18 protein-coding genes and 1 tRNA gene are annotated in these 25,267 nt (G+C 41.4%); 7 read left to right on the top strand and 12 right to left on the bottom strand.

Annotation, left to right across the window (positions count from 1 at the left end):
• Positions 1-341: 341 nt before the first annotated feature.
• Complete coding sequence (locus FXO21_RS12495) at positions 342-587, top strand: DUF3253 domain-containing protein (protein WP_149640382.1); 246 nt, start codon at positions 342-344, stop codon at positions 585-587.
• A gap of 473 nt (positions 588-1,060) precedes the next feature.
• Here FXO21_RS12495 and FXO21_RS12490 read toward each other — a convergent pair whose 3' ends face one another.
• Entirely contained in the window at positions 1,061-1,528 is a 468-nt protein-coding gene (locus FXO21_RS12490; RefSeq protein ID WP_149640381.1) for a helix-turn-helix transcriptional regulator, read from the bottom strand.
• 310 nt (positions 1,529-1,838) lie between these two features.
• Here FXO21_RS12490 and FXO21_RS12485 point away from each other — a divergent pair, with 310 nt between their 5' ends.
• Positions 1,839-2,318 (top strand): tetratricopeptide repeat protein, encoded by a 480-nt coding sequence (locus tag FXO21_RS12485; RefSeq protein ID WP_149640380.1) that lies wholly within the window; start codon positions 1,839-1,841, stop codon positions 2,316-2,318.
• 272 nt (positions 2,319-2,590) lie between these two features.
• Here FXO21_RS12485 and FXO21_RS12480 read toward each other — a convergent pair whose 3' ends face one another.
• Positions 2,591-3,127 carry an antibiotic biosynthesis monooxygenase gene (locus FXO21_RS12480; protein ID WP_149640379.1) on the bottom strand — a complete coding sequence of 179 codons (537 nt, stop codon included), beginning with the start codon at positions 3,125-3,127 and terminating at the stop codon, positions 2,591-2,593.
• An 87-nt stretch (positions 3,128-3,214) separates the two neighbouring features.
• Between FXO21_RS12480 and FXO21_RS12475 the strand changes: the two genes are divergently transcribed.
• Positions 3,215-3,847 carry an FISUMP domain-containing protein gene (locus tag FXO21_RS12475; RefSeq protein ID WP_149640378.1) on the top strand — a complete coding sequence of 211 codons (633 nt, stop codon included), beginning with the start codon at positions 3,215-3,217 and terminating at the stop codon, positions 3,845-3,847.
• 50 nt (positions 3,848-3,897) lie between these two features.
• On the opposite strand, the gene FXO21_RS12470 is transcribed toward FXO21_RS12475, so the two are convergent.
• Positions 3,898-4,797 (bottom strand): alpha/beta fold hydrolase, encoded by a 900-nt coding sequence (locus FXO21_RS12470; RefSeq protein WP_149640377.1) that lies wholly within the window; start codon positions 4,795-4,797, stop codon positions 3,898-3,900.
• Between the two features lie 94 nt (positions 4,798-4,891).
• Here FXO21_RS12470 and FXO21_RS12465 point away from each other — a divergent pair, with 94 nt between their 5' ends.
• A complete protein-coding gene (locus tag FXO21_RS12465; protein WP_149640376.1) occupies positions 4,892-8,035 on the top strand; it encodes a DUF3427 domain-containing protein in 3,144 nt (1,047 codons plus the stop codon).
• Positions 8,036-8,337: 302 nt separating this feature from the next.
• On the opposite strand, the gene FXO21_RS12460 is transcribed toward FXO21_RS12465, so the two are convergent.
• From FXO21_RS12460 to FXO21_RS12440, 5 genes are all read right to left on the bottom strand, one after another.
• Entirely contained in the window at positions 8,338-9,816 is a 1,479-nt protein-coding gene (locus tag FXO21_RS12460) for a hypothetical protein (RefSeq protein WP_149640375.1), read from the bottom strand.
• The gene (locus FXO21_RS12455; RefSeq protein ID WP_149640374.1) at positions 9,813-10,838 is read right to left on the bottom strand and encodes a nucleoid-associated protein; all 1,026 of its coding nucleotides are present in this window, start codon (positions 10,836-10,838) and stop codon (positions 9,813-9,815) included. Before FXO21_RS12455 ends, FXO21_RS12460 begins: the two co-directional genes overlap by 4 nt.
• Before the next feature lie 102 nt (positions 10,839-10,940).
• Positions 10,941-13,238 (bottom strand): NACHT domain-containing protein, encoded by a 2,298-nt coding sequence (locus tag FXO21_RS12450; protein WP_149640373.1) that lies wholly within the window; start codon positions 13,236-13,238, stop codon positions 10,941-10,943.
• Between the two features lie 466 nt (positions 13,239-13,704).
• A complete protein-coding gene (locus FXO21_RS12445; protein WP_149640372.1) occupies positions 13,705-14,979 on the bottom strand; it encodes a relaxase/mobilization nuclease domain-containing protein in 1,275 nt (424 codons plus the stop codon).
• The gene (locus FXO21_RS12440) at positions 14,967-15,398 is read right to left on the bottom strand and encodes a plasmid mobilization protein (protein WP_225865667.1); all 432 of its coding nucleotides are present in this window, start codon (positions 15,396-15,398) and stop codon (positions 14,967-14,969) included. Before FXO21_RS12440 ends, FXO21_RS12445 begins: the two co-directional genes overlap by 13 nt.
• Positions 15,399-16,283: 885 nt before the next feature.
• Here FXO21_RS12440 and FXO21_RS12435 point away from each other — a divergent pair.
• From FXO21_RS12435 to FXO21_RS12425, 3 genes are all read left to right on the top strand, one after another.
• Positions 16,284-17,570: a PIN domain-containing protein gene (locus tag FXO21_RS12435; RefSeq protein WP_149640371.1), complete on the top strand. Its 1,287-nt coding sequence runs from the start codon at positions 16,284-16,286 to the stop codon at positions 17,568-17,570.
• Between the two features lie 427 nt (positions 17,571-17,997).
• The gene (locus FXO21_RS12430; protein ID WP_149640370.1) at positions 17,998-20,109 is read left to right on the top strand and encodes an ATP-dependent nuclease; all 2,112 of its coding nucleotides are present in this window, start codon (positions 17,998-18,000) and stop codon (positions 20,107-20,109) included.
• Positions 20,106-21,887 (top strand): UvrD-helicase domain-containing protein, encoded by a 1,782-nt coding sequence (locus FXO21_RS12425; RefSeq protein WP_149640369.1) that lies wholly within the window; start codon positions 20,106-20,108, stop codon positions 21,885-21,887. The genes FXO21_RS12430 and FXO21_RS12425 overlap by 4 nt, the downstream gene beginning before the upstream one ends.
• Before the next feature lie 544 nt (positions 21,888-22,431).
• On the opposite strand, the gene FXO21_RS12420 is transcribed toward FXO21_RS12425, so the two are convergent.
• From FXO21_RS12420 to FXO21_RS12405, 4 genes are all read right to left on the bottom strand, one after another.
• A complete protein-coding gene (locus FXO21_RS12420; RefSeq protein ID WP_149640368.1) occupies positions 22,432-23,652 on the bottom strand; it encodes a site-specific integrase in 1,221 nt (406 codons plus the stop codon).
• 248 nt (positions 23,653-23,900) lie between these two features.
• Positions 23,901-23,976: transfer RNA gene (locus tag FXO21_RS12415), tRNA-His, on the bottom strand.
• 124 nt (positions 23,977-24,100) lie between these two features.
• A complete protein-coding gene (locus tag FXO21_RS12410; RefSeq protein ID WP_149640367.1) occupies positions 24,101-24,706 on the bottom strand; it encodes a superoxide dismutase in 606 nt (201 codons plus the stop codon).
• 65 nt (positions 24,707-24,771) lie between these two features.
• A complete protein-coding gene (locus FXO21_RS12405) occupies positions 24,772-25,224 on the bottom strand; it encodes a nucleoside deaminase (protein WP_192579210.1) in 453 nt (150 codons plus the stop codon).
• Between the last annotated feature and the right edge of the window lie 43 nt (positions 25,225-25,267).

Raw genomic sequence — 25,267 nt, 5'->3', positions numbered from 1 at the left:
TATAAATATAGCTAAAGCAAGCTAGCGTCGTCCCAGGAAGTACTCGATGGGTACTGGCTACGTGTATGGGCATAGAAATGTTATAGCATTTCGGGCAGGAGTAAGTGTAACGATACGAAATGCGGTTTTTCTCGTTGCAGATCAAAAAAAGTGAACGTCAAATCTCATCGAAAGCCCTTTCTACTTCTTTCGTTTTGGCTTCCTGAGCTTCCTAAAGTGCTATGGCGTATACCCGCCATTCTTAATGAGAGGCAACAAAGAATTGAAAAATCTATCAAGTTTGACAGCAGATCAGGATCTTTGATGTCGCATTTCCGACAACCAATTCTATCAGCAAACGCATGCAGCATTACGAGAAAATAGCAACAACCATCCTGTCAGCCGCCATTCAGCGCGGTGCCGAGAAAAGTACCTGTCCTTCTGAAATTGCACGTATGCTATTTCCAAACGACTGGCGCAAGCATATGAAAGATGTACGCGAAGTAGCAATCGATTTGCATAACAAAGGCATCGTAGTAATAACACTAAAGGGATTGCCTGTTGATATTAAGCACATTAAGGGGCCAGTCCGCATTAAGATTACCTAGAAACCTGTCCTCCCTACTCTAAATAATTTTTCAGGGGGCGGTAGCCATGCGGAGGGAGACGGGTCTCGAACTTTGCCTTTAATCAGCTCGTAATCAAGGTTTTGTCTCCTTTATTTGAGGTAAACTACACGAAAGACTCACTATTTTTTATACATATAGTACAACAGTATATTTGTTATGTATAATTCTTTTAGCGAAAATTGAGGTATTCAAGTGTCATTTTCGCTGGTTTTTTAGTGAGTTTTCAGTTGGTTTTTAGGTGTTCAAAGTTTGGAAAATGCCTGTGGTTTTTGTCGGTGGTAACTGCGATTTTGCTGGGGTAAAAATACGAATTTTTGTAAAAGTTTGTAGTTCTGTTGCAGTTAAGAAAGCGTGATACAAAATCAAACTTTCGGCAGTAATTGACATTTGTTGCCGAAAGTTTGCCAAGTGACTTCTCTTTGCATTGAAGAAATCTATTTATGGAGAACGTGCTAAAAGGTGTTCTTAACAGCAAACATCACCGAATGAATCTTTGCTTTCCCATAGAACCTTATTATTTCTTCTTTCTCATCCTGATCCCCGCGTTCAAAGACTCTTTCAATAACAGCCTTTGATTGTTTCTCCCAATCAATGCGGCTAATGTCAGTATCCCAGAACAAAGACTTTCTCAATATCGTCAAATTAGGAGTCTGGTTTGCTTGTTTCTCCTTCTCCTTCTTGATGTCATAGTACGCTTGGAGAATTACAAATGTGCCCTCGTCAAGATCTAACCGCTTTTCAATTCTAAGTGCCAGTGCTGTGCTCAGGCTGCGTCTTCCTTTGATAATAGCATTAAAGCTCTGGGGATGTTCTGCAATAGATATGGCAAAAGGACGCTGCTTGATTGATCGCTTTTTGAGCTCCCGCTCAAGAATGATCCCCGGATGAATGCCTTTATACTTTTCAAACTGCTTTTCCATGTATCTAATATAAACATTTTTGCTTACATTTTAATGTAGCGATTTGACCATGCATTGTGTGTCAGTCGACGACTTTCGTTTTCATCAAATCCGAACTAATATCTACCACTCTCACTTCCTTTGCAAATAACCATAGCACCTGATTGACCTGTCAAGTCGAAGTGTTTTCTTGCCTTGTTCCAAGTCCAGGTCTGTTTTAATTAAAGTACTATGAGGCTTTACTTTATCATTTTGTTAAGCTGAATGCTGAGTTGTCAAATTTTCAAGTATTCCTAACAACTTGTACCGGGTCGTTAATTGTTTCTCTAATATGAGTGTTTCTACCACAAATCGACTAGCGTGGATTTCCTTAGTACCACAACTAGGATTCACAGCATTGTTAATAGGTTTGTATTACATTCTAGGAATTACGCATTCCTTCTTTTTTGGAATTATGACCTACCTCGCCGGGTCCAGTTTGATCCAATTTTTTACCATAAAGCATCTTCGACAAGCGTTAAGGGATATCAAAGCAGGTGATTTTGATGCCGCGATTTTAGGATTTCAGTCTAGCTACGATATCCTAAGTAAGTATCCCTTGATAGATAAGTATAGATACTTGATTCTCCTGAGCTCGTCAAAAATCTCTTACAGGGAAATGGCATTGAATAATATCGCCTTTTGTTACTCTCAAATCGGAGAAGAAGAAAAGGCCATTGTTCTGTACAATCGAATGCTGGCAGAATACCCGGGCAGTACCCTGGCGAAAACTGCATTAGATAGTATTAACGCAATTCGAAAGGATAGCTGAAATTTTTGCAGTGATTGTGATGCCTCAATTTTCCCATCAATTGCTTATAGTTGTTCTGATATTTTAGATCAATTTTCAACTCAGGGCAATCGCTTACCTCTCACGAAGTGAAAAGTGATGGGGTTTACCCCTTGGCTGCAAATCCATGAGGCGGTTTAAGGAGCGGCGATAGCCGGGGGCGCCTAGCCGCGGTAAATAGCCTATTGATTTGAAGTCGTCACTTGTTGCTTTATACCTTTCGTTACGCTGAGTTGCAAAAGGGGCTATTATCTTTACTTGCTACTGTTTAAGCTTCCAGAAAGCCACGGTTTCAGCACTTTCGTAACCTGCGGCATCACGACCCAAGTAAGCAGCCCAACCATACATCCGGCCACAATCAAAGTTCTCAATGCAGGATGGAGCCCCTGAATGAACGGGCCAAGAACATAAGTCAGGAACAGGCTGGTAGGATATACTCCGCAAAGTGTTGCCACGGCCATTTTCCACCTTGGGGGAGGAACAGGTGAGCGGAACCAGGCTTCCAGCCCGGTAAGCTCCCGATAGACTGGCTCTTCGGTCAATGTCGATGCAAAGGCTTCCCAGTCTTTGAAAAGCTTTGAATTATAAAAAGCATCGCACTCGGCCTGGTTGGCGAAAGTCCTCAATATTCCTATTTCGCGGCTCTCGCTGCCCGGTAAAGCAGTCATCATCGCCGCACCATGAACGCCGCCATGCATAAAAGAATCTCCCAAAAAATGTCGCAACGCTTCTTTGAATTCTTCCTCTTTTCCAGGAAGTACTTTACGGGTAATAGCTACGTGAATGGGCATAGGAGTTGTTTATCAATTTGTTATGCGGTTAATAGTGAGTCTTTTTCTTAAAGTAAGTAACTATACAAAACTAAACCTGAAATCACAATGATGAAACAACACATCTTTACCGTAGTTGCTACCTTGTTTTTTACACAAGTAGGAATTGCCCAATCTACCGGGACCTTCACTGACTCGCGAGATGGTCAAACGTATAAAACAATCAGCTTTAAAGAAGTTTCGACGGGGAAAACCGTCACCTGGATGGCACAAAACCTGAACTATAAAGTTGAAGGTAGCTATGCTTATGATGACAATGAGATTAATAGAAAAGAGCTGGGCTTGCTTTACACCTGGGAGGCGGCGAAAAAAGCCAGCCTCGGCGGTTGGCATTTAGCGACGGATAGCGAATGGGCTATGCTTGTGAATCATTTTGGCGGAAAGGACAATGCCGGTGAAGCGTTAAAAAGCATTAAAGGCTGGAATGAAGACGGTAATGGTACCAATAGCAGTGGGTTCGACGCGCCTGCAGGAGGTCAGCGGAAACCTGATGGTAGCTATTTTGCCCAAGGTGTTCTCGGTATCTTTTGGACGTCCTTACCTAGTACAGATAGTAACGCCTGGGCATGGAACTTTCATTATGGTGGACCTCCCAGTAGCAATAAAAAAAATTTAAAAAAAGCTTTCCGTTGGGATGGCCCAGTTTCTGGCGGACTTTCAGTTCGTCTGGTTCGGGATTAAGTTATTTGCATATCTCTCATATCCCTACTTGGCATTGGAGTCTTTCGAATTTATTTTTCTAAGCCTTTGAGCATCATGCTTATATTCCCAATCACCATTGCCGCGTCGTCTCGATGTACAAAATGTCCACTGTTGCTTAAATAAATCAGTGCGCCACCTTTACTGGAAGAATGAATAAAGCGTCTCCATCTTAGCATATTCGAACTATTCTTTACTTCAAAGAACCGCTCATGATCATAATCCTTACTCCGGCGTTCCATTGAAACTTCAAGTTTTCCTCCGACAAAAAACAGGATGGGCACCTGTGGAATGGGTAAGCTACTAAGCTCAGCGAAGTCGGTTTTTCGCAAATCAGTTAAAACTTGTCCCTCGCTCCATACGGCGTAGCGCGACGAATCTACTTTCGAAGGAGTGTATAATCGCTTAGTAAGCATTTCGTCAATTCGCTTTTCAGAAACACCAATTGCCCTGAAAATCTGATTCCAGTCCGCCTTTGTTTCTGTAAAATCTGCGGGATCAACAAACACGAGCCCCGCAATATCATCGGGATAATATCCTGCGAAAGCCCGCGTGTATACACCACCCATGGAATGACCGACCAATATATACGGCGGTTCAACTTTCAGTTCCTGCAAAAGTGATTTGAGGTTCGCTGCTATCTTCTGAGGAGTAGGCAGCTGGAAAACCTTTTCTGATTTATCCACGCCTTGCCTGTCATAAAGAAAAATAGGAGCGCCATTAGCAAGCGAATCCGTTATGGTATCCCAATTTCCTAGCCCCATACCCATACCATTTTCAAAAACCAAGACCGGCTGAGCCAGCTTTCTTTGCTCCAAGCTTCTCGTAAGAACGTGATAATTAACGCCGTTTACACTTACCATTTTTTCCTGAGAGAAAGCGGAGAGCGTGGATGCCAGTAGAGTTAGAATGGTTAGGATTTTTATCGACATATGGTGAGTATTGAAGAATGACTAACATAACTAATATTTGGGTAACTAATTCCTTTCTACAACTTTATCTAAATACCATTACTAAACCCGCCCCATGCAGCAAGGCCTTTACGAGAATTTAATTACTAAGCTTATCGATTCAAAGATAAGCTCCCTCGATAAACAACAATTCTTTGTAAAGGAAACACCTGTCGAAAAGAGCGAGGTCGCTCGCGTGCTTAGTCAGCATGTAAGTCGCCTTTTGAACTACGGTCTCAGCTTGATATCAGGAGATGATAGTATTGATCGTCAAATTACAGTATCAAATAAGATTATAAGCGTTCTTCGAACGGAGCTTGAGTACGCTGATTTTGACGAGGATTTAATCTCCCTAAATGGAAAAATCCTGAATGCTGTATTCGCGAAAATGGATGCGCCTTTCTCCGATTTTGAAAAACATATCAAGGAAATAACACCATTTACAGGTTTAGCACAAAGCGAGTTATTCACGGGTTCCAATGTCGGGCTTTCGCTCGAAAGTGAGTTGAAAAAAGAAATACTGTCTTCTGATAAGATATACTTCCTTGTTTCCTTCATTAAATGGTCGGGTATTAGAATCTTCCAGAAGGAACTTGAAGAATTTACCCGTTGCGGTAATTCCCTTAAAATCATCACGACCTCCTACATGGGCGCGACCGACTTGAAAGCAGTGGAGTTTTTAGCCGGATTGCCCAATTGTGAAGTGAAGGTCTCATACAATACTGAAAACGAGCGGCTACACGCCAAATCGTATTTGTTTTTCCGAGATACCGGCTTCAATACCGGCTACATTGGCTCATCCAATATTTCAAGGAGCGCGCTAACCAGCGGACTGGAGTGGAACTTGAAAGTAACGACTCAGGAAGTTGGTCACATCATAGATAAATTCGCGAAGACTTTTGAAACGTATTGGCAAGACGGAGAATTCGAATATTTTAGGTCAGGGGAACATTCGGAGAAACTAAAAATTGCCCTCGGGAGAGAGAAGAATAAAGGCCAGGTCGAAGGGACTTCTTTCTTTGATATAAAGCCTTTACCGTTCCAGGAAGAAATTTTAGAAAAGCTTTTAGCAGAAAGGGAAATTCATAATAGATATAGAAACTTGATTGTCGCTGCGACCGGTACAGGCAAAACGGTAGTCTCGGCATTTGATTTCAAAAACTTTCTGAAAACCCAACCAAACGCAAGATTGCTTTTCGTCGCACACAGAAAGGAAATATTGATGCAGGCAAGGGCAACTTTTGCAGGCATTCTGCGCGACAACAACTTTGGCGACCTCTGGGTTGACGGCATCGAGCCAGACAACTACGATGTTGTGTTTGCGTCCGTGATGACTCTTGCAAATCGCATTGAGGAGCTACCGCTTTCGGAAAGCTATTATGACTTCATTATCGTTGATGAAGTGCACCACATTGCCGCTAATAGCTACCGTCCAATTCTAAATAAATTTAAGCCGAAGGTGCTTCTTGGCTTAACCGCGACTCCCGAGCGTACCGACGGGGCTGATATTCTGGCGGATTTTTGTGATACAATTGCAGCGGAAATCAGATTGCCTGAGGCAATGAACAGGAAACTGCTTTGTCCATTTCAATATTTTGGAATTAGCGACAGTACAGATTTATCTAATGCAACCTGGCAGAATGGACGCTATCTTCCAAGCGAGCTGACGAGAATTTACACCCATAATGATATTCGGGTGGGAGAAATAATTAATCATTGCAGAAACTATCTCACAGACTATGAGGATGTCAGGGCACTGAGTTTTTGTGTAACTCGGGAACACGCCATTTACATGGCAGAAAAGTTTACATTGGCGGGCTTAAAAGCGGATTACCTTATTAGCGGAGGTGACCGCGAAGAATTGAGATCCACTATTAAATCTAAATTGTTGCGAAAGGATATCAATTACCTCTTCGTGGTTGATATTTTCAATGAAGGTGTCGATATCCCAGAAATTGACACAGTGCTGTTTTTACGGCCTACCGAAAGCTTGACCGTGTTTCTTCAACAACTTGGTAGGGGTTTGCGACTGTCAGAAGGTAAGGAGTGCTTGACTGTTCTTGACTTTGTCGGCAATGCCCGGCCAGAATACGATTTTGAAGGTAAATTCAGAGCGCTCATAGGTAAAACCAATACTTCCACGCTGGAAGAGCTCGAACGTGATTTCCCACATTTGCCATTGGGATGCTCCATTGTTTTGGAAAAGAAGGCAAAGGAAATCATTCTAAAAAACATAAGGTCGGCGACCCAGCTCAATACCAATCAGCTCGTTACCAAGATTGCCAATTTCCGGCATCAAACCACAATGCCTTTATCGCTAAAAAACTTTGTCGCTTTCCATAACATTCCGCTGCAAGCGATTTACAAGCGAGCGACTTGGAGCAAACTCTGTCAGTTGGCGAATCGGTTGGACGATCTCTTGCCAATCAATGAGGAGGAGACGAAGCGCACGATCCTAAAAAAATGGCTTTGCTGTAATTCATTCAGCTATTTGTCATTCATTCTAAGGATGGCGAAGCAGAAGTTTCAGGTAGATGTAGATGCGTTGCCCGGTCATGAAAAGTTAATGCTAACCATGCTTCACTATGACTTTTGGCAAAGCCCAGGCGGAGCAGAAGACCTATCGGCAAGTATTGCAAAAATTGGAAGAAATGAACAGCTGGTGAGTGAAATGGTCGAGCTGCTCGAACTGGTGATTGACAGAATTGCGCACATCGAAATGGACGCTGCTCTGCCGTTCGTTCAACCGCTCAAAGTTCATAGCCGATATTCGAGGGAACAGATCTTGGCTGCTTTCGAAGAAAGCACATTTGAAAGGAAATCCAGCAATCGGGAAGGGGTCGTAAACCTGGAAGCGAAGAATGCCGAGCTGCTGCTAATAACGCTGGAAAAGACCGAAGCAAATTACTCTCCGACCACATTGTATAACGATTACGCAGTCAGTGAAAAGATATTTCACTGGCAGTCTCAGAACACCGCCAGGCCTGAAACTGGCAAGGGGCTTTCATATTTGAAGCAAAAGCAAACAGGGAAATCGATTCTTCTTTTTGTGCGGGAGAAGAACAATGATGAATTCAATAATACGATTGCCTATGTCTTCCTGGGCCTGGCGGATTATATCGACCATTATGGAGCGAAGCCGATGAGTATCAATTGGGCATTGCGCGAGTCAGCTCCGCATTATATCTGGAAGGATATGGCGAAGATGGCAGTTGGGTGAGCATTCTTAGAAAGCCTATCATTTAACAATCGCCATGCGGTGCGTAATTCTCCAATCCGTCAAATTACTATCACGAGCATTTTATCGTCAATATTTTGCGCCCTTTACTTACCATCCAGGCAGCTTTAAAACTGTTTGCCAATAAGTGCGCAATATCACCACATCAGTTTAGGTGCAAAAAACATTTGCTAATCCTATTTTGCTCAGCGCTACGGAAACAAAAAATGCAACCAACGCTGGCGTCACCTCTGGGTGAATAAAAAAATGTTTATTGCCAATACTCCGCTTGGTCGCAGAAGCCTTTATGGCTGAAACAAGCAGAAAAGCTTTTGCCATGTGATATAAGTAGATAAGCTTAGCACACCTGCAATAAAAATCAATATCGTTATAATCCATAAAACGGAATAATGAATGACCCGCTTATCCAGAAATTTCATGTCATCGTTGAATTCGCTATCGTCTCTTAGAATATTTTTGATGTCGGCAGGATCTAAAAGATCTTCATGACGAAGTTTCATTTGTTGATACTTCTCACGAAGTCTGCCACCTTCTTGAAAAAATATATAAAGGGAAAATCCAAAGTAGGTCACAGACAACGCGATGAAACAAAAGAAAATAATTGTTGCATCTTTATTAAATACCTTATCATATTTAGCTGACCCAACCACTTTCAGAATAAATACCGATACAAAGAAAGAGAAGAAAGTTAGGTTACTTTTATAATAGTTATTAAGGTATTTCTCTGCAAGCTCACTGGTTTTCTGAGAAATTGCGTTAAGTTGATCGAAGATTTTATTTCGAGCATCTACGTATTTCGAGATGTTTTGCTGTAAATAAATCTTAAAGCCTGATGTCATCGAGAGATATACCGACTCATTAACTGCGACATCTTCCTTGCCGATGTAAAGTGAAAGTACATTACGTGCCAAGCCAAGCTTGTCCGTTACTTGACTTTTTTCAGCATATATCCATTTATATACATCCTGGTAAACTTTCAGTGAGGTGGTGGTAAGTTTATCAAGATCTATCTGGTATTCATGAGTTTTATAGCCAGTTAGCTTCAAATAAAGTGAATTTTCCTTCAATGAAGCTATATCGAAAATTCCAGTTAGACAGAATAATAGGCACAACTTATCCATCGTCTCTGAAAATGAATTTGGCTGTGCAGGTGGGCTTATTAGCGCGAAGTAATTTGCCGTAAATGGATAACTTTCAAAATTTTCGAAATGGCAATTAGATCGAATCTTATTTAAGTCAATATTGGAATTTTGCGGTAGACTGATATCTTCATGAGGTGTGAAACAAATATTTTCAGCATACATAGCTTCAAGCCCCTTGTCCATTATATGAAAGCGAAGTTGTTGCTTTTCTCTTAAAGGCTGTGCAAGCAAATCGAGTAATTTGATAAATGGTGTCGAAGACCAAAAATGGTCAAAGCTAATGAGGTCATAGACCCGTACAACACCCAGAGATGTATCTTTATTGATAGCTAGTTCAAGTAAGACTTTTTCATCCTCTAAAACATTTTTCTCTTGCACAATCTTTTCAATGAACTCGTCCAAATTTAATTGCTGAGATACTATTGAGATTGTTTCCTCAAAAACTTTAATAGTTAGTCGAAAGGGATCCTTAATCACCGCAGTTAAGGCGTTGAGATTATTTAGTGTAATTGTATCAAGAGAAGTTTGGTACGAATACAGTAAGTTTGAATACTTCTCGACCCGCTGTGGTGTATTAAGCGGTGGAAAAACTTGGGTGATGTGCTCAAACAGGGTCATCATGATTTCTGTGGTACAAATTTGGCGAATGCCTCATCAGTGGCTTTGATTTTGACCCACTTAGTGCCCTCAGAATCAGTTTCGGCTCTAATCGAGTCACCGAGATTGGAAACAAAGTCTTGAAGAACAAGTTCGATATTCGTGTTAAGCTGTATCTTATGAACGGCGCGTTTTTTTACTTCACTTTTTTCAATACTAAATCTAGGGTCGAATTTCCATTTGCTTGGTAGTTCCCGTATTTCTTGTTTGTACCGAGTCAGCCTTTGCTCGAGAAAAGTTTCGTCAATGGGTGTATAGTTATTTAGAGTATTTTCCAGGAAATCATCAATTTCAAATTCCGGTTTGGAACGGAAATACCGTATTGCACTATTTCTAATGACTGTATGATCTGCTGGAAATTCTGTTTTTATCTTTGCAAAAACCTTTTTATCCAACATATCCATACTCGTCTTGGTATTAGAGGCGTCAGTATATTTTTCTTCAAGTTCTAGAAATTTGTCCCACCAATATCTAGACATTTTTGCGTTTGTATCGTAAACGTATAAATCTATTGGTTCTCCTTTTGCATCAAAATGGACAAGAAATGCTTTGAAAATTCTTTTTTTCCAAGGAAGTCCCATGTGTATTTTAAAATCCAAGGCATCTAGAAATTCGTTGTGGTCAGCTTTACTGATAACTACTGTTTTGCCTTCACAACCTAAAACCGCTTGGAATAGGCTACCTTTTTGAATTTCGACATCGAGATGACTAATTGCCTTTTGGGCTTCAATTTCTTCTTTCACTAGACGTTTAGCTACAATATCTGCACCTTCATCATACTTTCCAGAAAGCAAATGGGCCAATGCGGTCCTTATTTCTGTTGTGTCGCTTCTGAAATTAAACTGACGACTATTGTTGCTTCCCGTTATTTCTGAGATCAATCGGTCAACATAAATCGGGAGATCACTACTTTGATTTCCAATTTCAATTTTTTTCGCACCTGAAACATGATCAACATGGTGAAGTGACGTATAAGTAATATTCATCTGTATAGAGGTTTACCTGAAGGTACGTTTTCTAATATTCCTAATATAGTTTGGCTTTTCGTCAAATAAGATATACATAAAGATGTATTCCTTTCAAAGTCATCAAGCATCTCCCAAGATAAAATTTGAATCTGTTAGTATCGCATTGAGCAATTTGTTAACTTGATTCCAGTCATCTCCCGGCGATTTTGCAATTATTAATTCAAAACTTTTTTTTGTATCCGATTGCATCCACATATCAGAAAAGTGACTTTTCAAGTTGTTTGAGTAAATTAATCCTAAGTACACCTCCCAATCCTTCGCTAAAGAAGATATTGTAATTGTGCTAAAAACTAGCTCATTTAAAAGGAGCTCATGATATTCAAGCTTGGCTATCAGCTTATAGCGTGTATGAAAGTTATTGCTTTTATTGAATGCGGAAACAAACAAATTCAATATTGTTGCTTTCGTTTGATTATTTGATCGAGCAGCAATAATAAAAAAAGCATCTTCCACCACCTCCGGATCATTACTATTAATATTCTTAAGTATCAAGTAGATATCAGATCGTTCAGTTGGCCTATTTGTGGCCAGGTCAGATCGAAGTCGCAAAATTTTTCTAGACATGAAAATATTGGATTTGGAATAATAGTCATCTATCTGCTTCAATAATATGGGAAATTTTTTTTCACAGATATACCTGATGTCATCATGAATCCTGAACATAATAACTATTCCCGAATCAAATGAGATCTGGGCAAAATTATCCAACTTCGACAGGTCTTTTTCTTTATCCAATGTTGAAACAATATAGTAAGCCAGTAAAAATTCTATTAGTCGTGAATGTCTGAACCTGAATATTTCCGGTTTATCCGGATCGCGTATCAAAATCATTTCCGATGCTACCGAATGTATTATTTCCTCAGAATATGGTTCGAGTATTGGAAAGTTTGAGCTAATTATAGAATTTATATTTCCAATATTCAATTGATTTATTTTATCAGCTACAACACGAAAAGCTAACAGTGATATTAACCTCATAAAAACATTTGAAGTTAGACCTTGAATGTGTCGTTTATAAATATCCTCCGCCTTCCGGGTAAAATAAAGATCGATCACCTTTCCCTCCCAAATTTCAAATACCTCAATATCGCCCTGATAGTGATTTGTTTCAGAGAAAATTAATAGATTAATCGGAGTGGACAACAGTTGTTTTGCCTCTGATGTTAACTCATTTGTAATTCTGAAATTAAACCATTGACCATATCTGTCAATCGCTTTAGTTGATTCTGTAGCTGTGAAAGATGAGATCCTTTTATTAATGTCATGACGTTTTCGCCCTTCAAATACGGACTCCCAGTCACGCCAATAATCCTCTCTAATGGTAAAAATAATAAGTATAGGAAATATTATCAGATCGAAGCTCCTAGCATAATGATTCAAATCTTCAATACATTTGAATATCGACAAGATTTCTCTTCTCTTTCTCGGAACATCTTGATTAGCCTCGTCTAAGGAATCTACTACGAACACAACGGGCTTATTTAAAGAAATGATTTCTAAGAGGCCAAAGTGCTGGCCCATAGATTGAAAAAAGTTGGCGAATTTTTCGTCTATATCTTGTTCATTTGCTGCGACCCCGGTACCAAGGAAACCTTCCTTTGATTCAGACACATTGATTGATAGAGTCGTTTTTCCAGATCCTGAATAGTCACGTACCAAACAGATTTGCGCGGAAGCATCGCTAGCTTTTTTTATGACTTGTGGCTTTAGATTATGCGCGTAAGATTCAATCTTCGCATCTATTTCGCGTCGCAGGTATAGCGCCTCGTGAGAAGAGGCCTTAAATCTTCTGAGGAAAGTCGATGAATTTCGTTTGCAAAGATCTGAAAGTTTTTTCTGAGTGCGATCCTTGTCATAGAACCATTCAACGACAACATTGATTGGAGGAGGGCTAGTCAGGAACTTAGTTCTCCCAAAGAGATTCATGTAATCAAGGATGTCATATATTGGAAGTTTATAATAATTCAATTCTTCCCAAAATGTACCAGCCAGAATAATTACAAAATGTCCGTCGCGGTTCAGCTGCTCCGCTTGGATGAAGACCTTTTTGCTAACTGGAAATAGTGAACAGAATAAGCCGACGACATTCGCCTTTCTTCGACGAATTTTTAGCTCAAAATCTTCCCAGTCATGAGATCCAGGCGTTATTGGTGCTTTTTTTGCTTTTGATTCTATTAAATAAGCTTGCTCTTTCCATAAAAATATCCCATCCAGTTGTTCAGAAGCAAGTGATGCAGTTACGGGTGGCTTTCGATCCCAAGGTTGAATTTCTCTAATGGCTTGCTCAAATCTATACCCCCGTTCTACGTCATTTTGAACATCTCGTAATTGGAGGATTTCTAAATACAATGCGCTCATTAGTAGAATTTAGGAGAGTTGCTGCAAATATAAATTTCAATTTCACTTTAACAATTTTTTGTATTCATATAACTTGACTTTAATTTACGATTAGTATTTCGGCCCATTGAGGTACTATGTACTTGGCAGCCGAATTGTGATTGCCACCCTAGCGCAATGATTCCAAAAAAAGATTCATCACTGAACAGTAAGTTCAGTGATGAATCTTTAAATTGTCTCTCCGTTGGACAATACTTACTGCCGAACTAAACAACTGGCTTACCTGCGGCTTACTTTTTTCACCTCAATGCAATCGCTTATTCTCACACAAAGCAAAAAGTGACGGGGTTCACCCCCTTGGCTGCAAATCCATCGGCGGTTTAGGGAGCGGCGAGAGCCGCGGTAAATAGCCGCATGGATTTTGCAGTCGTCACTTTTTGCTTTGTACCTTTCGTTGCGCTGTGGTTCAAGTGCAATTCTTCAATAGTCAAAATCCCATTGAAAACCCTTTCTGCTTCTTCCGTTTCGGCTTCTTCAATTGATGCGGCGTGTACTCTCCATCTTTAACGGGAGATAACAAAGAATCAAGAGACCTATCATTCTCCAACGAACTACCATTTCCGGCATGGTACAAATTTCCTGCACTGGCAGCCTGGCCTAAATCCATCCCTATCCTTTGAGACTTTTGCTGATGAAGAGAAAAAGGATCCTCGATGCATCGCTCGGCAATTCCCTTCGCGCTATATTGCTTACCCAATGCACTTCCGTTGAAGACGGATCTCGTACGATGATCGCAATATGTGATCCCGTACAGTAGGCCTTCTTCATTTTTTCGGATTACCGTATCGATCCCGTCTTTTTGAAGAATATTGATAAGTCTGGGCAATGACACGTTTTGTTTGCCATACAAAGTAAAATCTATGCTATTCCTAATCCGCAGCGAATCCTTCATACGGTTTGGATTCATCTCGTTGTACAGAAAACGCACTTTCAGTTTTCTATGTATCGGTTTGAAATGAAAGTCGCTTGCTTTGATGGGCACCCCAATCCGGTTACCATCTTTATCCAGCACGCGGTATAAGATGCCATTGTTCTTTCTGATCCTCGAACCCTCTGAGCCAATGTCCGCTGCAACATTATATTGGTTGAGCACTGCATTCAATTCTCCCATCGTAGTGAACTTGTATTCGTTCAACACCTTGTCGAGCACATTGGCGATAGCCTTCTTGGTTTCTGACTTTCCATACTCCGCTTTGATGCTAACTGGCTTCAAATTAAATTCCTGCGCTTTTCGATCTTGTGCCTTCACCAATCCAAAATCTATCTCAATCTCTTTCCTGGTTTTCTCCGATTGATTTTTGCCCAGGTTGTGCAGTGAGATCCGACTGCCATCTGCTTTGATGTTTGTCGTCACGATATGGACGTGGGGGTGACCGGCATCCCGGTGCTCGTATACGAGGGCGGGTTGTTTCTCAAATCCAATACCTTTTAAATAGGCTTTCGAAATCTCCGCAAGCTGTTCTTTGCTTAGCTTTTCCGACGGATCAAAGTTCAGGGACACGTGAACCGTATTGACCTTCGTCCTTTTGTTCAAAGCCAGCTGGCGCTGAATCCGGTTCAGCTTTTGATCGAAACTCAGTGCATCTGCATCCTTGGGATAATTGATAGCCGAAATGCATTCCGCGAATCCCTGTTCCAGTTTGTTCTCATTGTATTGCAGCACAGCCCGGAGCCGACTGCTGGTGTGGATCACTGCAACCATCGATCTGCCAGTTTATCGGTTTGCGATTTGATCTTATCCAGAACTGAAAACAGGAATGTCTTTTCAGCTTCGTAGCTGGCGATCCAGTTTCTAAATTCTGAAATTTGATTGACTGCATTGAGACGTCTGGTCGCCTGATTGAAGTTGTTGCCAACCCGGTTGAGCTCTTCCCGCAGCTCCGACAATTCGCCAATCATCTGATCTTGCGAACCGTTCCTTTCGATCACAGTCACCGGTCGGTTGAAGATCAAGAGCCGTAAGAATTCACTTAATTTCCGACATGTGGTGCGGCTGCGTTTGGCTTCCAGATTGGCGTATTCTTTGGGTGTCAACCGGAAGATTACAAGCTTTGTCTTGTTCGATTTTTCTTCTTTCATCACGATCCTATCTACACTTTCAAACATTAAAAACTCCTTCACAAACCTGGACCGACTTTGGAGGGGAAGGCCAGATCGGGTGCGCAGCAACCGGCGATTGTATTACAATCGTACATCTGGCCAGACGCGCAAAGCAGGCGGCTCATTAGGATTTCAAAGTCTTCGAAACCTTGTGCTGAGCCAATTTGTGAATCTAGTTTAATGAAATGGGATTTACCTATCCTGTGTAAATTTGCCTTAGGATCAGGAAGCGTTTCAGACTGACAATAGTGTTCGAAAATAGTTGTGTTTAGTCGCGAATGCTCGAAAATATTCGTGTTTGTTCGAGAATGTTTGACAACTCCGCGTGTTTGGTCGAGATGGTGTATTGCACTGAAAGTGAATGAAAGAGGCTGATTAGACCATTATCAGCTTATCGTATCAGAGTTAGAATTGTGTCGACATGCAGTCTCTCCTTGACCGTCCGCTTCCACATGGACATGGATCATATTTCGTAGTATCCTTTTTTGAATTATAAAATCCATTTCGTCAGTTGGTTGATACCTTTGAACTGACCAATCGCAGAAGACTGTTTTGTGGCTTATGCGAACCGTATGAATCGTAAAGGTTTATTGTTCGAATAGTAATATTTTGATTATTCGGTGATAAACATGTTTGTACGCTATTGTAACTTTCCAGGTATTTCAAAATCAGAATAATACGATATTTCTACTGAGTATGCAGTGACTCGTTATGTCCTGCCATGAGAATCCGTAGTAATGACCTAGTAGTTTTAAATCAGTGCTTTTTCTTAAACTAGACAACCTCTATATGCGAATGTTAAAATTATTTACTCATGATGGTCGGCAAGGTCCCAATGTGGTTGAAATTAGATAGTATAAAGTTAGTTCACAACCTCCCAATATTGACATTTTACGATTTAGCGCTATGGCTGACAAAAATTACAACATATTCATAAAGAGCGAAATATATCCATCTGCATTGGGAATTTTGGGATTCTCTCCAAAGTCCATTGAAGAAATTAAAGAAGACTGCATTTTTGTTATCGACACCAATGCCTTACTTATACCGTATACAATTGATTCTAAAAGCTTAGAAGAAATTAGAAGCGTCTATTTGAACTTGCGTGATCAAAACCGTTTACTTCTTCCAGCACAAGTTGTTCGGGAGTTTGCGGACAACCGACCTACCAAATTAAAAGAGCTTCACAGCGCGCTATCGAAGAAAATGAGTAGTGTGCAAACTTTGAACTTTGGAAAGTATCCTATTCTTGAAAGAAATGGGATCTACGAAGAAATCTTAACACTTGAAAAAGAGATTAATGCAAAACTCAAGCAGTACCGTAAGCTTTCAAACGATCTAATTAAACACATAAAAGGATGGTCATGGAACGATCCTGTAAGTGTAATCTATAAAGAAATATTTACAGACGACAAGATAATAGAGCTCAATACGAAGCAAGAGGATATCCAAAAAGATCTTGAAAATAGATTACGGCATAACATCCCGCCCGGTTTTAAGGATCATAAGAAAGATGATATGGGAGTTGGGGATCTTATAATTTGGCTCACTATTCTACAAATCGCCAGTCCTGGTAGAAATGTTATTTTTATTTCAAACGATTCGAAGAATGACTGGTTCTATCAAAGTGAGAATAGTTCCTTGTATTCACGATTCGAGCTCTCCCATGAATTTCACAGAATAACAAATGGTGGTAGCTTTCAAATGATTAAGCTTTCCGAGCTTCTAGAATTGTTTGGTGTTGGACAGGAAGTCGTGGAAAATGTAAGGGCGGAAGAGCGATTGCCAGAAAAGTTAGAAGGTGTCGATCCAATTCACAAAGTCTATAGCACAATTGTCGACTATTTCGTGGGCATGCACGAGGAAATAAATTACTCAACTCCATCTCATGGAATTCCAACTTTTCTGTTTGATGCACCAAGTGTTAATGAGGCAGCAGTACAAGTAATATATACTACCACTCACAGGCTAACCAATGATCAAATTTATGTTTTGAACGAATTCTGCGGCTATGCATCTGGAATAAAGGGTCTGACTACTTATGTTGTTGTAGTAACCAGAGGCAATTCTTTTTCTAATGAGGATCTCGAATGGCTCGATGAATTAGTCAAGCCATCTTGGTTACGGATTACGTTAATATTTGGACATTTAGTTTCCGGACATTTTATTCAAGATGCGACCTCAGTTGCTTAGACCATTTTTTATAGTGCCTAGCACACTTGGTGAAATATTGCTTATACATGTTTTTTAAAAAGTCATAGTATCATCGGGCCTCCCTTTCTATTCACGAATCTTGCCGTTTCAATGATGCAAATTAGAATATCTGGAAACGCAATCAGCACTTATAGTCTTTTGGGCCACTCAAGGATCAGCTTCCTGATGCAGCCTAATACAAGCCCAACGAGCCTGGTCGCGAACCGAACTACTATGAGACCTATATCCGGCATTCTGTAAGTGCGCCATGGTAGGAAGCTAGACAACAGCTCGTGAATGTAAGGTGTTGATGTAAGTAACTTAGCCTAAAATTAGCGTTTCCACATATTCACTATTTTGTGTTGTGAAATCGTCATTAAATTCTCCGACTCGTTTGTAACAGCGATTCTCATTAATTGATTTAAAAATGTATATATCCTCTTTATCAATTCGAAATTTTAGAAGTTTTAAAAGTGCCCGGTTTTTGTTTACGAGCGGAATTAACACGGTAATTGGGGAAAATGGATCTGGCAAATCAAATCTGTTCCATGCTATTCGCCTACTATTAGATGAGTCACTACCCAGAAATTTAAGGTTGTCTCAGGGAGATTTTAACCGGTCGCTTCGCAATCGCTGGGAAGGACATTGGATTGTTATTTCGATAGAATTTGAAGATCTCGATCCAAGTGATGAAGCGCAGGCCTTGGCAATCCAAATTGCTGGACGCGTCGACGCCGAAAAAAAGGGAAGCTACGCACTATATTTTCGACCTAAATATCAAGTTCGAAAGCAGCTTTTTGATTTCTCTCAAACTCCTGGCAAAAATGCAGGCGATCTTCAATCGTTGCTAGATCAGATAACTATTAAAGACTATGAGACGGTTTTTTTGTGCCGAGGAGGGGGCGATTTCAGCGATGAGGCGACCTACTTGCAATATGTCGGGGACTTTAATAGAATGACCTTTCCTGATCCTGATATGAAGGAAGAGCTAGTCTACGGGAGTTGGATACCGAAAGAGCTGAGCATTTACAATGAAGTTTCCTGCACATTTATCAAAGCTCTTAGAGACGTAGAAGCGGATTTGAAATCTTATAACAACAATCCATTGGTAAACCTTCTAAGAGGCAGAGAGAAAACTGTCGAGGTTAAAAAACAACAGGATATAATAGGGAGCATAAACGATCTTAATAATCAGATAAGTGAATTGGACGAAGTGCAAGATGTGAAAAAGGGGATAGACCGTAGTATAAAAGAGGCAGCAGGGACAACCTACGCGCCCAACATCAACATCAAGTCGGAGCTTCCCAATGAAATGGAGCGCCTTTTTCAGTCACTTAAACTCTGGGTTGGTGACCCTGACGAGGCAGGGTACGAGGGCCGAATATGGGAGCTCAGTCTGGGTGGGGCTAATCTTATCTATCTGTCTTTGAAACTATTTGAATACGAAAAGGTCAAAACAGATAAAATTGCAAATTTACTGTTGATTGAAGAGCCAGAAGCTCATATTCACACGCACATACAAAAAACGCTTTTCGATAACCTTCGCGAAACTAAAACACAGGTCATCATCAGCACGCATTCCACGCACGTTTCATCAGTCAGTAAGATAAGTTCGGTAAACATATTGAGTAGAGGCAATCAGCACGCAAATGTTTTCCAACCTGCAAACAACTTAGTACCGGATGACATCAATAGAATTGAACGGTATTTAGATGCAGTTCGAAGCAATCTCTTGTTTGCCAAGGGTGTCATTTTGGTAGAAGGGGATGCCGAACAAATACTTATTCCCGAGCTATTTAAAAAAGTAATGGGCTTGTCTCTTGATGAGATTGGGGTAAGCCTAGTTAACATCGGTAGTACGGGCTTTTCAAATATAGCAACGCTGTTTCATCAGGATCGTATAGGGAAGTTTTGCGCGATTATTACTGACGGTGACAAATCCGTCGTCGAGCTCCCAGAAGATCCCGAAGATGACGATGAATATCAGGCCCATTGCCGGGCTTCTCAGGCGAGTGGTCAAAAAAGACAAGCAGATTTAGATTTGTTTTGTGAAGAGAGTGACTACCTAAATGCATATTACGCGGATTATACTTTTGAAATTGATCTGCTGTTATCTGACAACTCCTACGAATTTGGCAAATGCCTTAAAAAAATATACAGCCGCAATGCCGATATCGAAAAGTCCAAAGAGAAGTTGAAAGATGACAATGTTAATGTATCCGGGGTTGAGGCGCTACGGCTCGCTGAAAAAGTCGGCAAAGGCTGGTTTGCACTACTACTTGCGGAGGAGGTTTTTTGTCGAACCTTTCTCCCCGACTACATCTTAAAAGCTATTGCGTTCGCTTCATCCCATATTAATCATGCCTCAAAAGTAAAGGCAATCAAATATCGTTTGGAATGCATGCAAAAATATAAGATGAAGTATACTGAGCAAGCCAAAACTTTTCTTGTCGAAGGGAAATCCGACGTAGAGTTGATTGAAGATTACCGTACAACTTTCGAAGATGATCAATTGACTAAATTTTTGGAGTGCTTATGATTACTGGCAAATTGAGTGACGAGCAGCGTGCCGCTGTAGTTCAAAGCGGTCACGTTGTTTTAACCGCCTGCCCAGGCAGTGGAAAAACGCGAGTTCTCATTCATAAACTCGCATTCGAGTTAGATCGAATACAAGCTCTTTCAAGAAAACGGGTTGCGGCGGTAACATTTACTGTCAGGGCATCCGATGAAATTTATCGAAGGTTGAGCGCGATGGGTATAGACGATCGGAAGGCATGGTCGGGAACCTTACACGCCTTTTGCTTGGAGTGGATAATCAGACCATACTCGTGTTATGTGCCGGCACTTCGCGACGGCTTTTCAATTGCCGATGAAAGCTTTTGTTCAGATCTTTTGGACGAATTAAAGGACAAGCACAAACTACGCGCGATTGAAAGTGTCAACACCCGTCTAAGGAGGGACGGTAGCTTCGTTGAGCAATATCCAGCCCATCGCGATGTGCTTGCTGAATATCATCATACGCTTCGCGCACGTAAACTGATAGATTTTGATTTGCTGCTTTACTACGCTTACCGGCTGCTCGAAGACCACCCTACTATTAGCACCGTCCTTTCGAACATATTTACGCTGATATGCGTAGACGAATATCAGGATACGCAGGATTTGCTTTATGCTATCATATGCAGAATTGTAAAGGTCGGTAAGGGCAAAACATCCCTATTTTTGGTCGGTGATACCGACCAGGCCATCTATGCTTCTTTAGGAGGTCTAGCAAAGTCTTTGGCTGAGGTTCAAGAAGAGATTGGTGGTCAGAATTTGACTCCATTAACTCTTTCCGGTAATTACAGAAGTTGTCAGCGAATCATAGATTTCTACCGGCACTTTCAGACACAACCTATCGATATCCGTGCTCTGGGACAAAGTGCGGCAAATAAGGGAAGGATTACCTTCGACTCCCAAATTAATGAGAAGGATTTGGTGACCGAAATCGCCAGATTGATCAATATGAGTTTGGATAGCGGAATCCCGGAGAGCGAAATTTGTGTTCTCGTCCCGCAATGGTGGTTGATAACAAGAATTACCAGGCAGTTAAGAGCACAGATGCCAGCCGTAGCCTTTGATGCTTCCGGTTTGTCTCCTATGTCTCGGAACAGAGACAATATTTGGTATAAGCTCTCGAGACTGTTTTTGACCACACCAAGTCCGAAGATCTATTCAGCAAGAAATCGTTGGGCCAGTGAATTAATCAGCGATTTTATCTCCGAGGTTGGCGGGCATTTTGATGAACGTTTTGACAATCCACGACAATTGCTCAGATTGATAAATTCAATATCCTCGACTGAAACAGAGGGTATCGATTACCTGCAAGATTGCTTTGCGCAATTTACCGCAACACTGGGACTAGACTATGTTGACTTTCCAGGCCTATCAGAAAACTATACGATATTTTTTGACAATGTGAGTAAGCGACTTACTGATCCTGTATTTAATGTACCAAGCGATGTTGAGTCATTCAAGAGTTTTTATAGAGAAATGACCGGAGTAGTGATCAACACATGCGTAGGGGTAAAGGGAGAGGAGTTTGAGACGGTCATAGCGTATGGTCTTTTAAACGGGTATGTTCCACACTGGAACGAGATATTTAATGGCGATCCGCAAGATGCTTCACGGAAATTATTGTATGTTGTTTGTTCGCGAGCAAAAACGAATCTTCATTTAATTAGTGAAACGGGGAGAACCACTCGGGCAGGAACGCCTCTCTATCCAAACGCGGAATTGGATGCCTTAAAATTTGATTTTGACCAGAATGAATTATAACATGGAGAACCGGCATTAATTGGTAACAATTATGTACTTGCTTAGAACAAACGAATCTTGTTGCCATGCAAAAAGATTACAAATGGAAACGCTTTGACCTTATCAATGACGGTTAAATTTGGGAAAGAAAGTTTATCTCCACGAATTTTTGAATCCCCATCAGTCTAAAAGTAAGCTGATTTTTAGGTTTTTGTTTCGTTCTCCTAGGGTCATGTTCTCCTGATCCAGCAACAATTCAAGTTCACGCGATAGCAAGGTTTCATTCCCTGGCGTCAGCGGTTTTCCTGTGTTCTGCTACCTTCTAAGAAGTTTTCAAGGAAAATTACGCAGCAGTTTTTGCCTAAATTTTGATAGATCACCACCAATTCTGTCAATAGTCGCCCAAGCACCCTGACCAAAAATATTCGACTAATGTTCGACTAAACAAAAACAGGCTTTCAAGTTGTTACACTTAAAGGCCTGTTAATCAATGTTGGGATGACAAGATTCGAAGTTGCGACCCGAGCACCCCATACTACGGCGCTTAGCTTAGAAGACACATTGTTTACATCCCCTTCAACCGCTCCCGCAACCCCTTCATATCCTCACTAATCTTCACATCCAATATCTTCGCATAAATCATAGTCTGCTTCAAAGACCGATGCCCCAGCATTTTGGAAACCGTCTCAATCGGCACCTTATTACTCAACGTCACCGTAGTAGCGAACGTATGCCGCGCAATATGAAAAGTCAGCGTCTTTGAAATTCCGCATAGGTTAGCAATCTCCTTCAAATAAGCATTCATCTTCTGATTACTTAGAACCGGCAGCACAACACCAGCCGCACAGCACTGCGGATGATCCTTGTACTTCTCAATTATTTCCAGCGCGGTATCTAGTAGCGGGATACGTGTAGGCGCATCCGTTTTCTGGCGGGTCGTGTCGATCCACGGCTCGCCATCCATGCCGACAACAATATCCGTCGTCTTCAATTGCTTCACATCCACATAAGCAAGTCCCGTGTAGCAGCAGAATAGAAAAATATCCCGCACCTGGCTGATTCTTTCGACTTCAAACACCTTTTCAGTAAGTCTTTTCAGTTCATCCCTGGACAGCGGATTCTTCACAACCTCTTTCTTAGTCAGCTTGAAGCCTTGAAACGGATCCTTTTTCAGCCACTTATTATTAACGCAGATCAGCACAACCTTTTTCAGATTGCTCATGTATTTGATCGCAGAGTTATGGTTGCAACCTCGAGCGCTACGCAGCCAGAAATTGAATTCAGTAATAAATTCGTAATTCAAATCCCTGATCGCCATATCATCCTTCTTGTACTTCCACTTGATGAAGGAAGCGGTATGCTCCTTGGCGGTCTTGTACCGCTTCAAGGTGAGCGGAGCGAACTCTTGGCCGACCAGTGCTTCCATTTGCTCATTATGGCGCTGGAAGACTTCAAGGATAGTGCGAGTCTCATTGCTTTTACCAAGCAGAACATTCTTCAATGCTTCGGCTGTTAATTCCTTGTCATCCTCGATCAGAATCTTCTTCGCTTGAAATACTTTTGAGCTCAGCATGTCCAGATAGGCATTGAGCGTGCGGGTGTCTTCTTTTTGGCCGGTGGCTCTACCCGCATCTGCATTCCATCTGATAGGGCTCCAAAGCTGTTTTGTGGACATTTCGACAGACTTGCCGTCCACCGTAATTCTAAGGTAAACATAACGTAAACCCTCCTTTTGATACTTGGCGTGTTTCAAATAGAAGAACAGGCCGAAAGTTTTTTCTAACATGACGCTAACATTTAAGTGGTTAAATATCGCGTTACCGGCCTTTCCAAACAAGATGTTTACGGCGTAAACAGGTTGTTAATCAGAAACTTACGAGCATTTTCCAGCGTCTTTTTTCGTCAAGCGTTGAACTACACGAATGACGCTGGAAAACATGGGAATTTTTGCATTTTTTGATATAATCTGAAAAACAAAAATGCCCGCAAATCATTGATTTACAGGCATTTTGTTTGACTTTGAACTTATTTCAAGGGAGGGAGACGGGTCTCGAACCCGCGACCTCTAGAACCACAATCTAGCGCTCTAACCGACTGAGCTACAACCTCCATTTAAGTCGCTCGCACCGGGAAACTCCGTTTCGAGGACACAAAAGTAGCAAAAGGTTTACAGCTTGCAAGCGTTTTTAGCTAAAAATTTCGCAGCTGTAAACCTTCTGCCGACTCTTCAAATATTATTTCGCAGAAGTGTAAAGTGCGTCAGCTGCTTTCCAGTCCACTACATTCCAATATGCGTCAATGTAGTCCGGACGCTTGTTTTGGTATTTCAGGTAGTATGCGTGCTCCCAAACGTCCAGACCGATAATCGGTGTTCCTTTGGTTTCTGCAATGTCCATTAGAGGGTTGTCCTGGTTGGGAGTTGAAGTGATCGCAACGCCGTCTCCCGATTTGATCAACCATGCCCAGCCTGAACCAAAACGGCCTGTTGCTGCTTTTTTGAATTCTTCTTTGAATGCTGCGAATGAACCGAATTTAGCAGTGATAGCCTCAGCTAATTTACCGGTTGGTTCACCGCCGCCGCTTGCAGAAAGCGATTTCCAGAAAAATGCATGGTTCCAGTGACCGCCGCCATTATTGCGTACTGGTGCAGGGGCCTTGCTGATGTTCGCGATGATTTCTTCTATGCTTTTACCTTCCAGTTCAGTGCCTGCTACTGCTGCATTCAGGTTGGTAACGTAGGCCTGGTGGTGACGGTCGTGGTGTATTTCCATTGTCAGTGCATCGAAATGTGGCTCCAATGCATTGTTTGCGTAAGGTAAGGGATCAAGTGTAAATGCCATTTTTAGTGTAGTTTAATGATTAATTAATTAATGTAGGACTAGAAGGCTAACAGCAGAAAAATGCTTTATGTTCTTAATTGCCTAAAAAATTTGAGCAGCAATTCCTGTGACTCTTCGGCGAGAATTCCTTTCACAAGTTGGGTTTTTGGGTGTAAGACCGGTTTTCCGAGGTTTGTAAATCCACGTTTTTCGTCTCTCGCACCAATCACCACACGCTTCATTTGTGTCCAATACAGTGCACCCGCACACATCACGCAAGGTTCGAGGGTTACATATAGTGTACAGTCGGTCAGGTATTTTGAACCGAGGTTGTCGGCGGCGGCGGTGATGGCAATCATTTCGGCGTGTGCAGTTACATCGTTGAGCCGCTCGGTCTGATTATAACCTTTTCCGATCACCCGCTCTCCGATCACAACCACCGCTCCTACCGGTATTTCGCCTTCATCATAAGCCCGCTGCGCCTGCCTGAGGGCTTCTGCCATGAAATAATTGTCAAGTATATCGGCCTGAATATCCATTTAGTATAAACGTTAATGAAAGAAAAAGGACATCCATGTTTTA

Origin of the sequence: Dyadobacter sp. UC 10, assembly GCF_008369915.1 — a bacterium.
GTDB lineage: Bacteria > Bacteroidota > Bacteroidia > Cytophagales > Spirosomataceae > Dyadobacter.
This window is presented reverse-complemented; position numbering and strand designations above follow the sequence as displayed.

Bases quoted from the DNA above. Each gene is read 5' to 3' on its own strand.
- FXO21_RS12435 (WP_149640371.1), top strand. From the start codon at position 16,284: ATGGCTGACAAAAATTACAACATATTCATAAAGAGCGAAATATATCCA.
- FXO21_RS12485 (WP_149640380.1), top strand. From the start codon at position 1,839: ATGAGTGTTTCTACCACAAATCGACTAGCGTGGATTTCCTTAGTACCA.
- FXO21_RS12480 (WP_149640379.1), bottom strand. From the start codon at position 3,127: ATGCCCATTCACGTAGCTATTACCCGTAAAGTACTTCCTGGAAAAGAG.
- FXO21_RS12495 (WP_149640382.1), top strand. From the start codon at position 342: ATGCAGCATTACGAGAAAATAGCAACAACCATCCTGTCAGCCGCCATT.
- FXO21_RS12425 (WP_149640369.1), top strand. From the start codon at position 20,106: ATGATTACTGGCAAATTGAGTGACGAGCAGCGTGCCGCTGTAGTTCAA.
- FXO21_RS12490 (WP_149640381.1), bottom strand. From the start codon at position 1,528: ATGGAAAAGCAGTTTGAAAAGTATAAAGGCATTCATCCGGGGATCATT.
- FXO21_RS12410 (WP_149640367.1), bottom strand. From the start codon at position 24,706: ATGGCATTTACACTTGATCCCTTACCTTACGCAAACAATGCATTGGAG.
- FXO21_RS12430 (WP_149640370.1), top strand. From the start codon at position 17,998: ATGTATATATCCTCTTTATCAATTCGAAATTTTAGAAGTTTTAAAAGT.
- FXO21_RS12460 (WP_149640375.1), bottom strand. From the start codon at position 9,816: ATGATGACCCTGTTTGAGCACATCACCCAAGTTTTTCCACCGCTTAAT.
- FXO21_RS12475 (WP_149640378.1), top strand. From the start codon at position 3,215: ATGATGAAACAACACATCTTTACCGTAGTTGCTACCTTGTTTTTTACA.
- FXO21_RS12455 (WP_149640374.1), bottom strand. From the start codon at position 10,838: ATGAATATTACTTATACGTCACTTCACCATGTTGATCATGTTTCAGGT.
- FXO21_RS12445 (WP_149640372.1), bottom strand. From the start codon at position 14,979: ATGGTTGCAGTGATCCACACCAGCAGTCGGCTCCGGGCTGTGCTGCAA.
- FXO21_RS12465 (WP_149640376.1), top strand. From the start codon at position 4,892: ATGCAGCAAGGCCTTTACGAGAATTTAATTACTAAGCTTATCGATTCA.
- FXO21_RS12405 (WP_192579210.1), bottom strand. From the start codon at position 25,224: ATGGATATTCAGGCCGATATACTTGACAATTATTTCATGGCAGAAGCC.
- FXO21_RS12470 (WP_149640377.1), bottom strand. From the start codon at position 4,797: ATGTCGATAAAAATCCTAACCATTCTAACTCTACTGGCATCCACGCTC.
- FXO21_RS12450 (WP_149640373.1), bottom strand. From the start codon at position 13,238: ATGAGCGCATTGTATTTAGAAATCCTCCAATTACGAGATGTTCAAAAT.
- FXO21_RS12420 (WP_149640368.1), bottom strand. From the start codon at position 23,652: ATGTTAGAAAAAACTTTCGGCCTGTTCTTCTATTTGAAACACGCCAAG.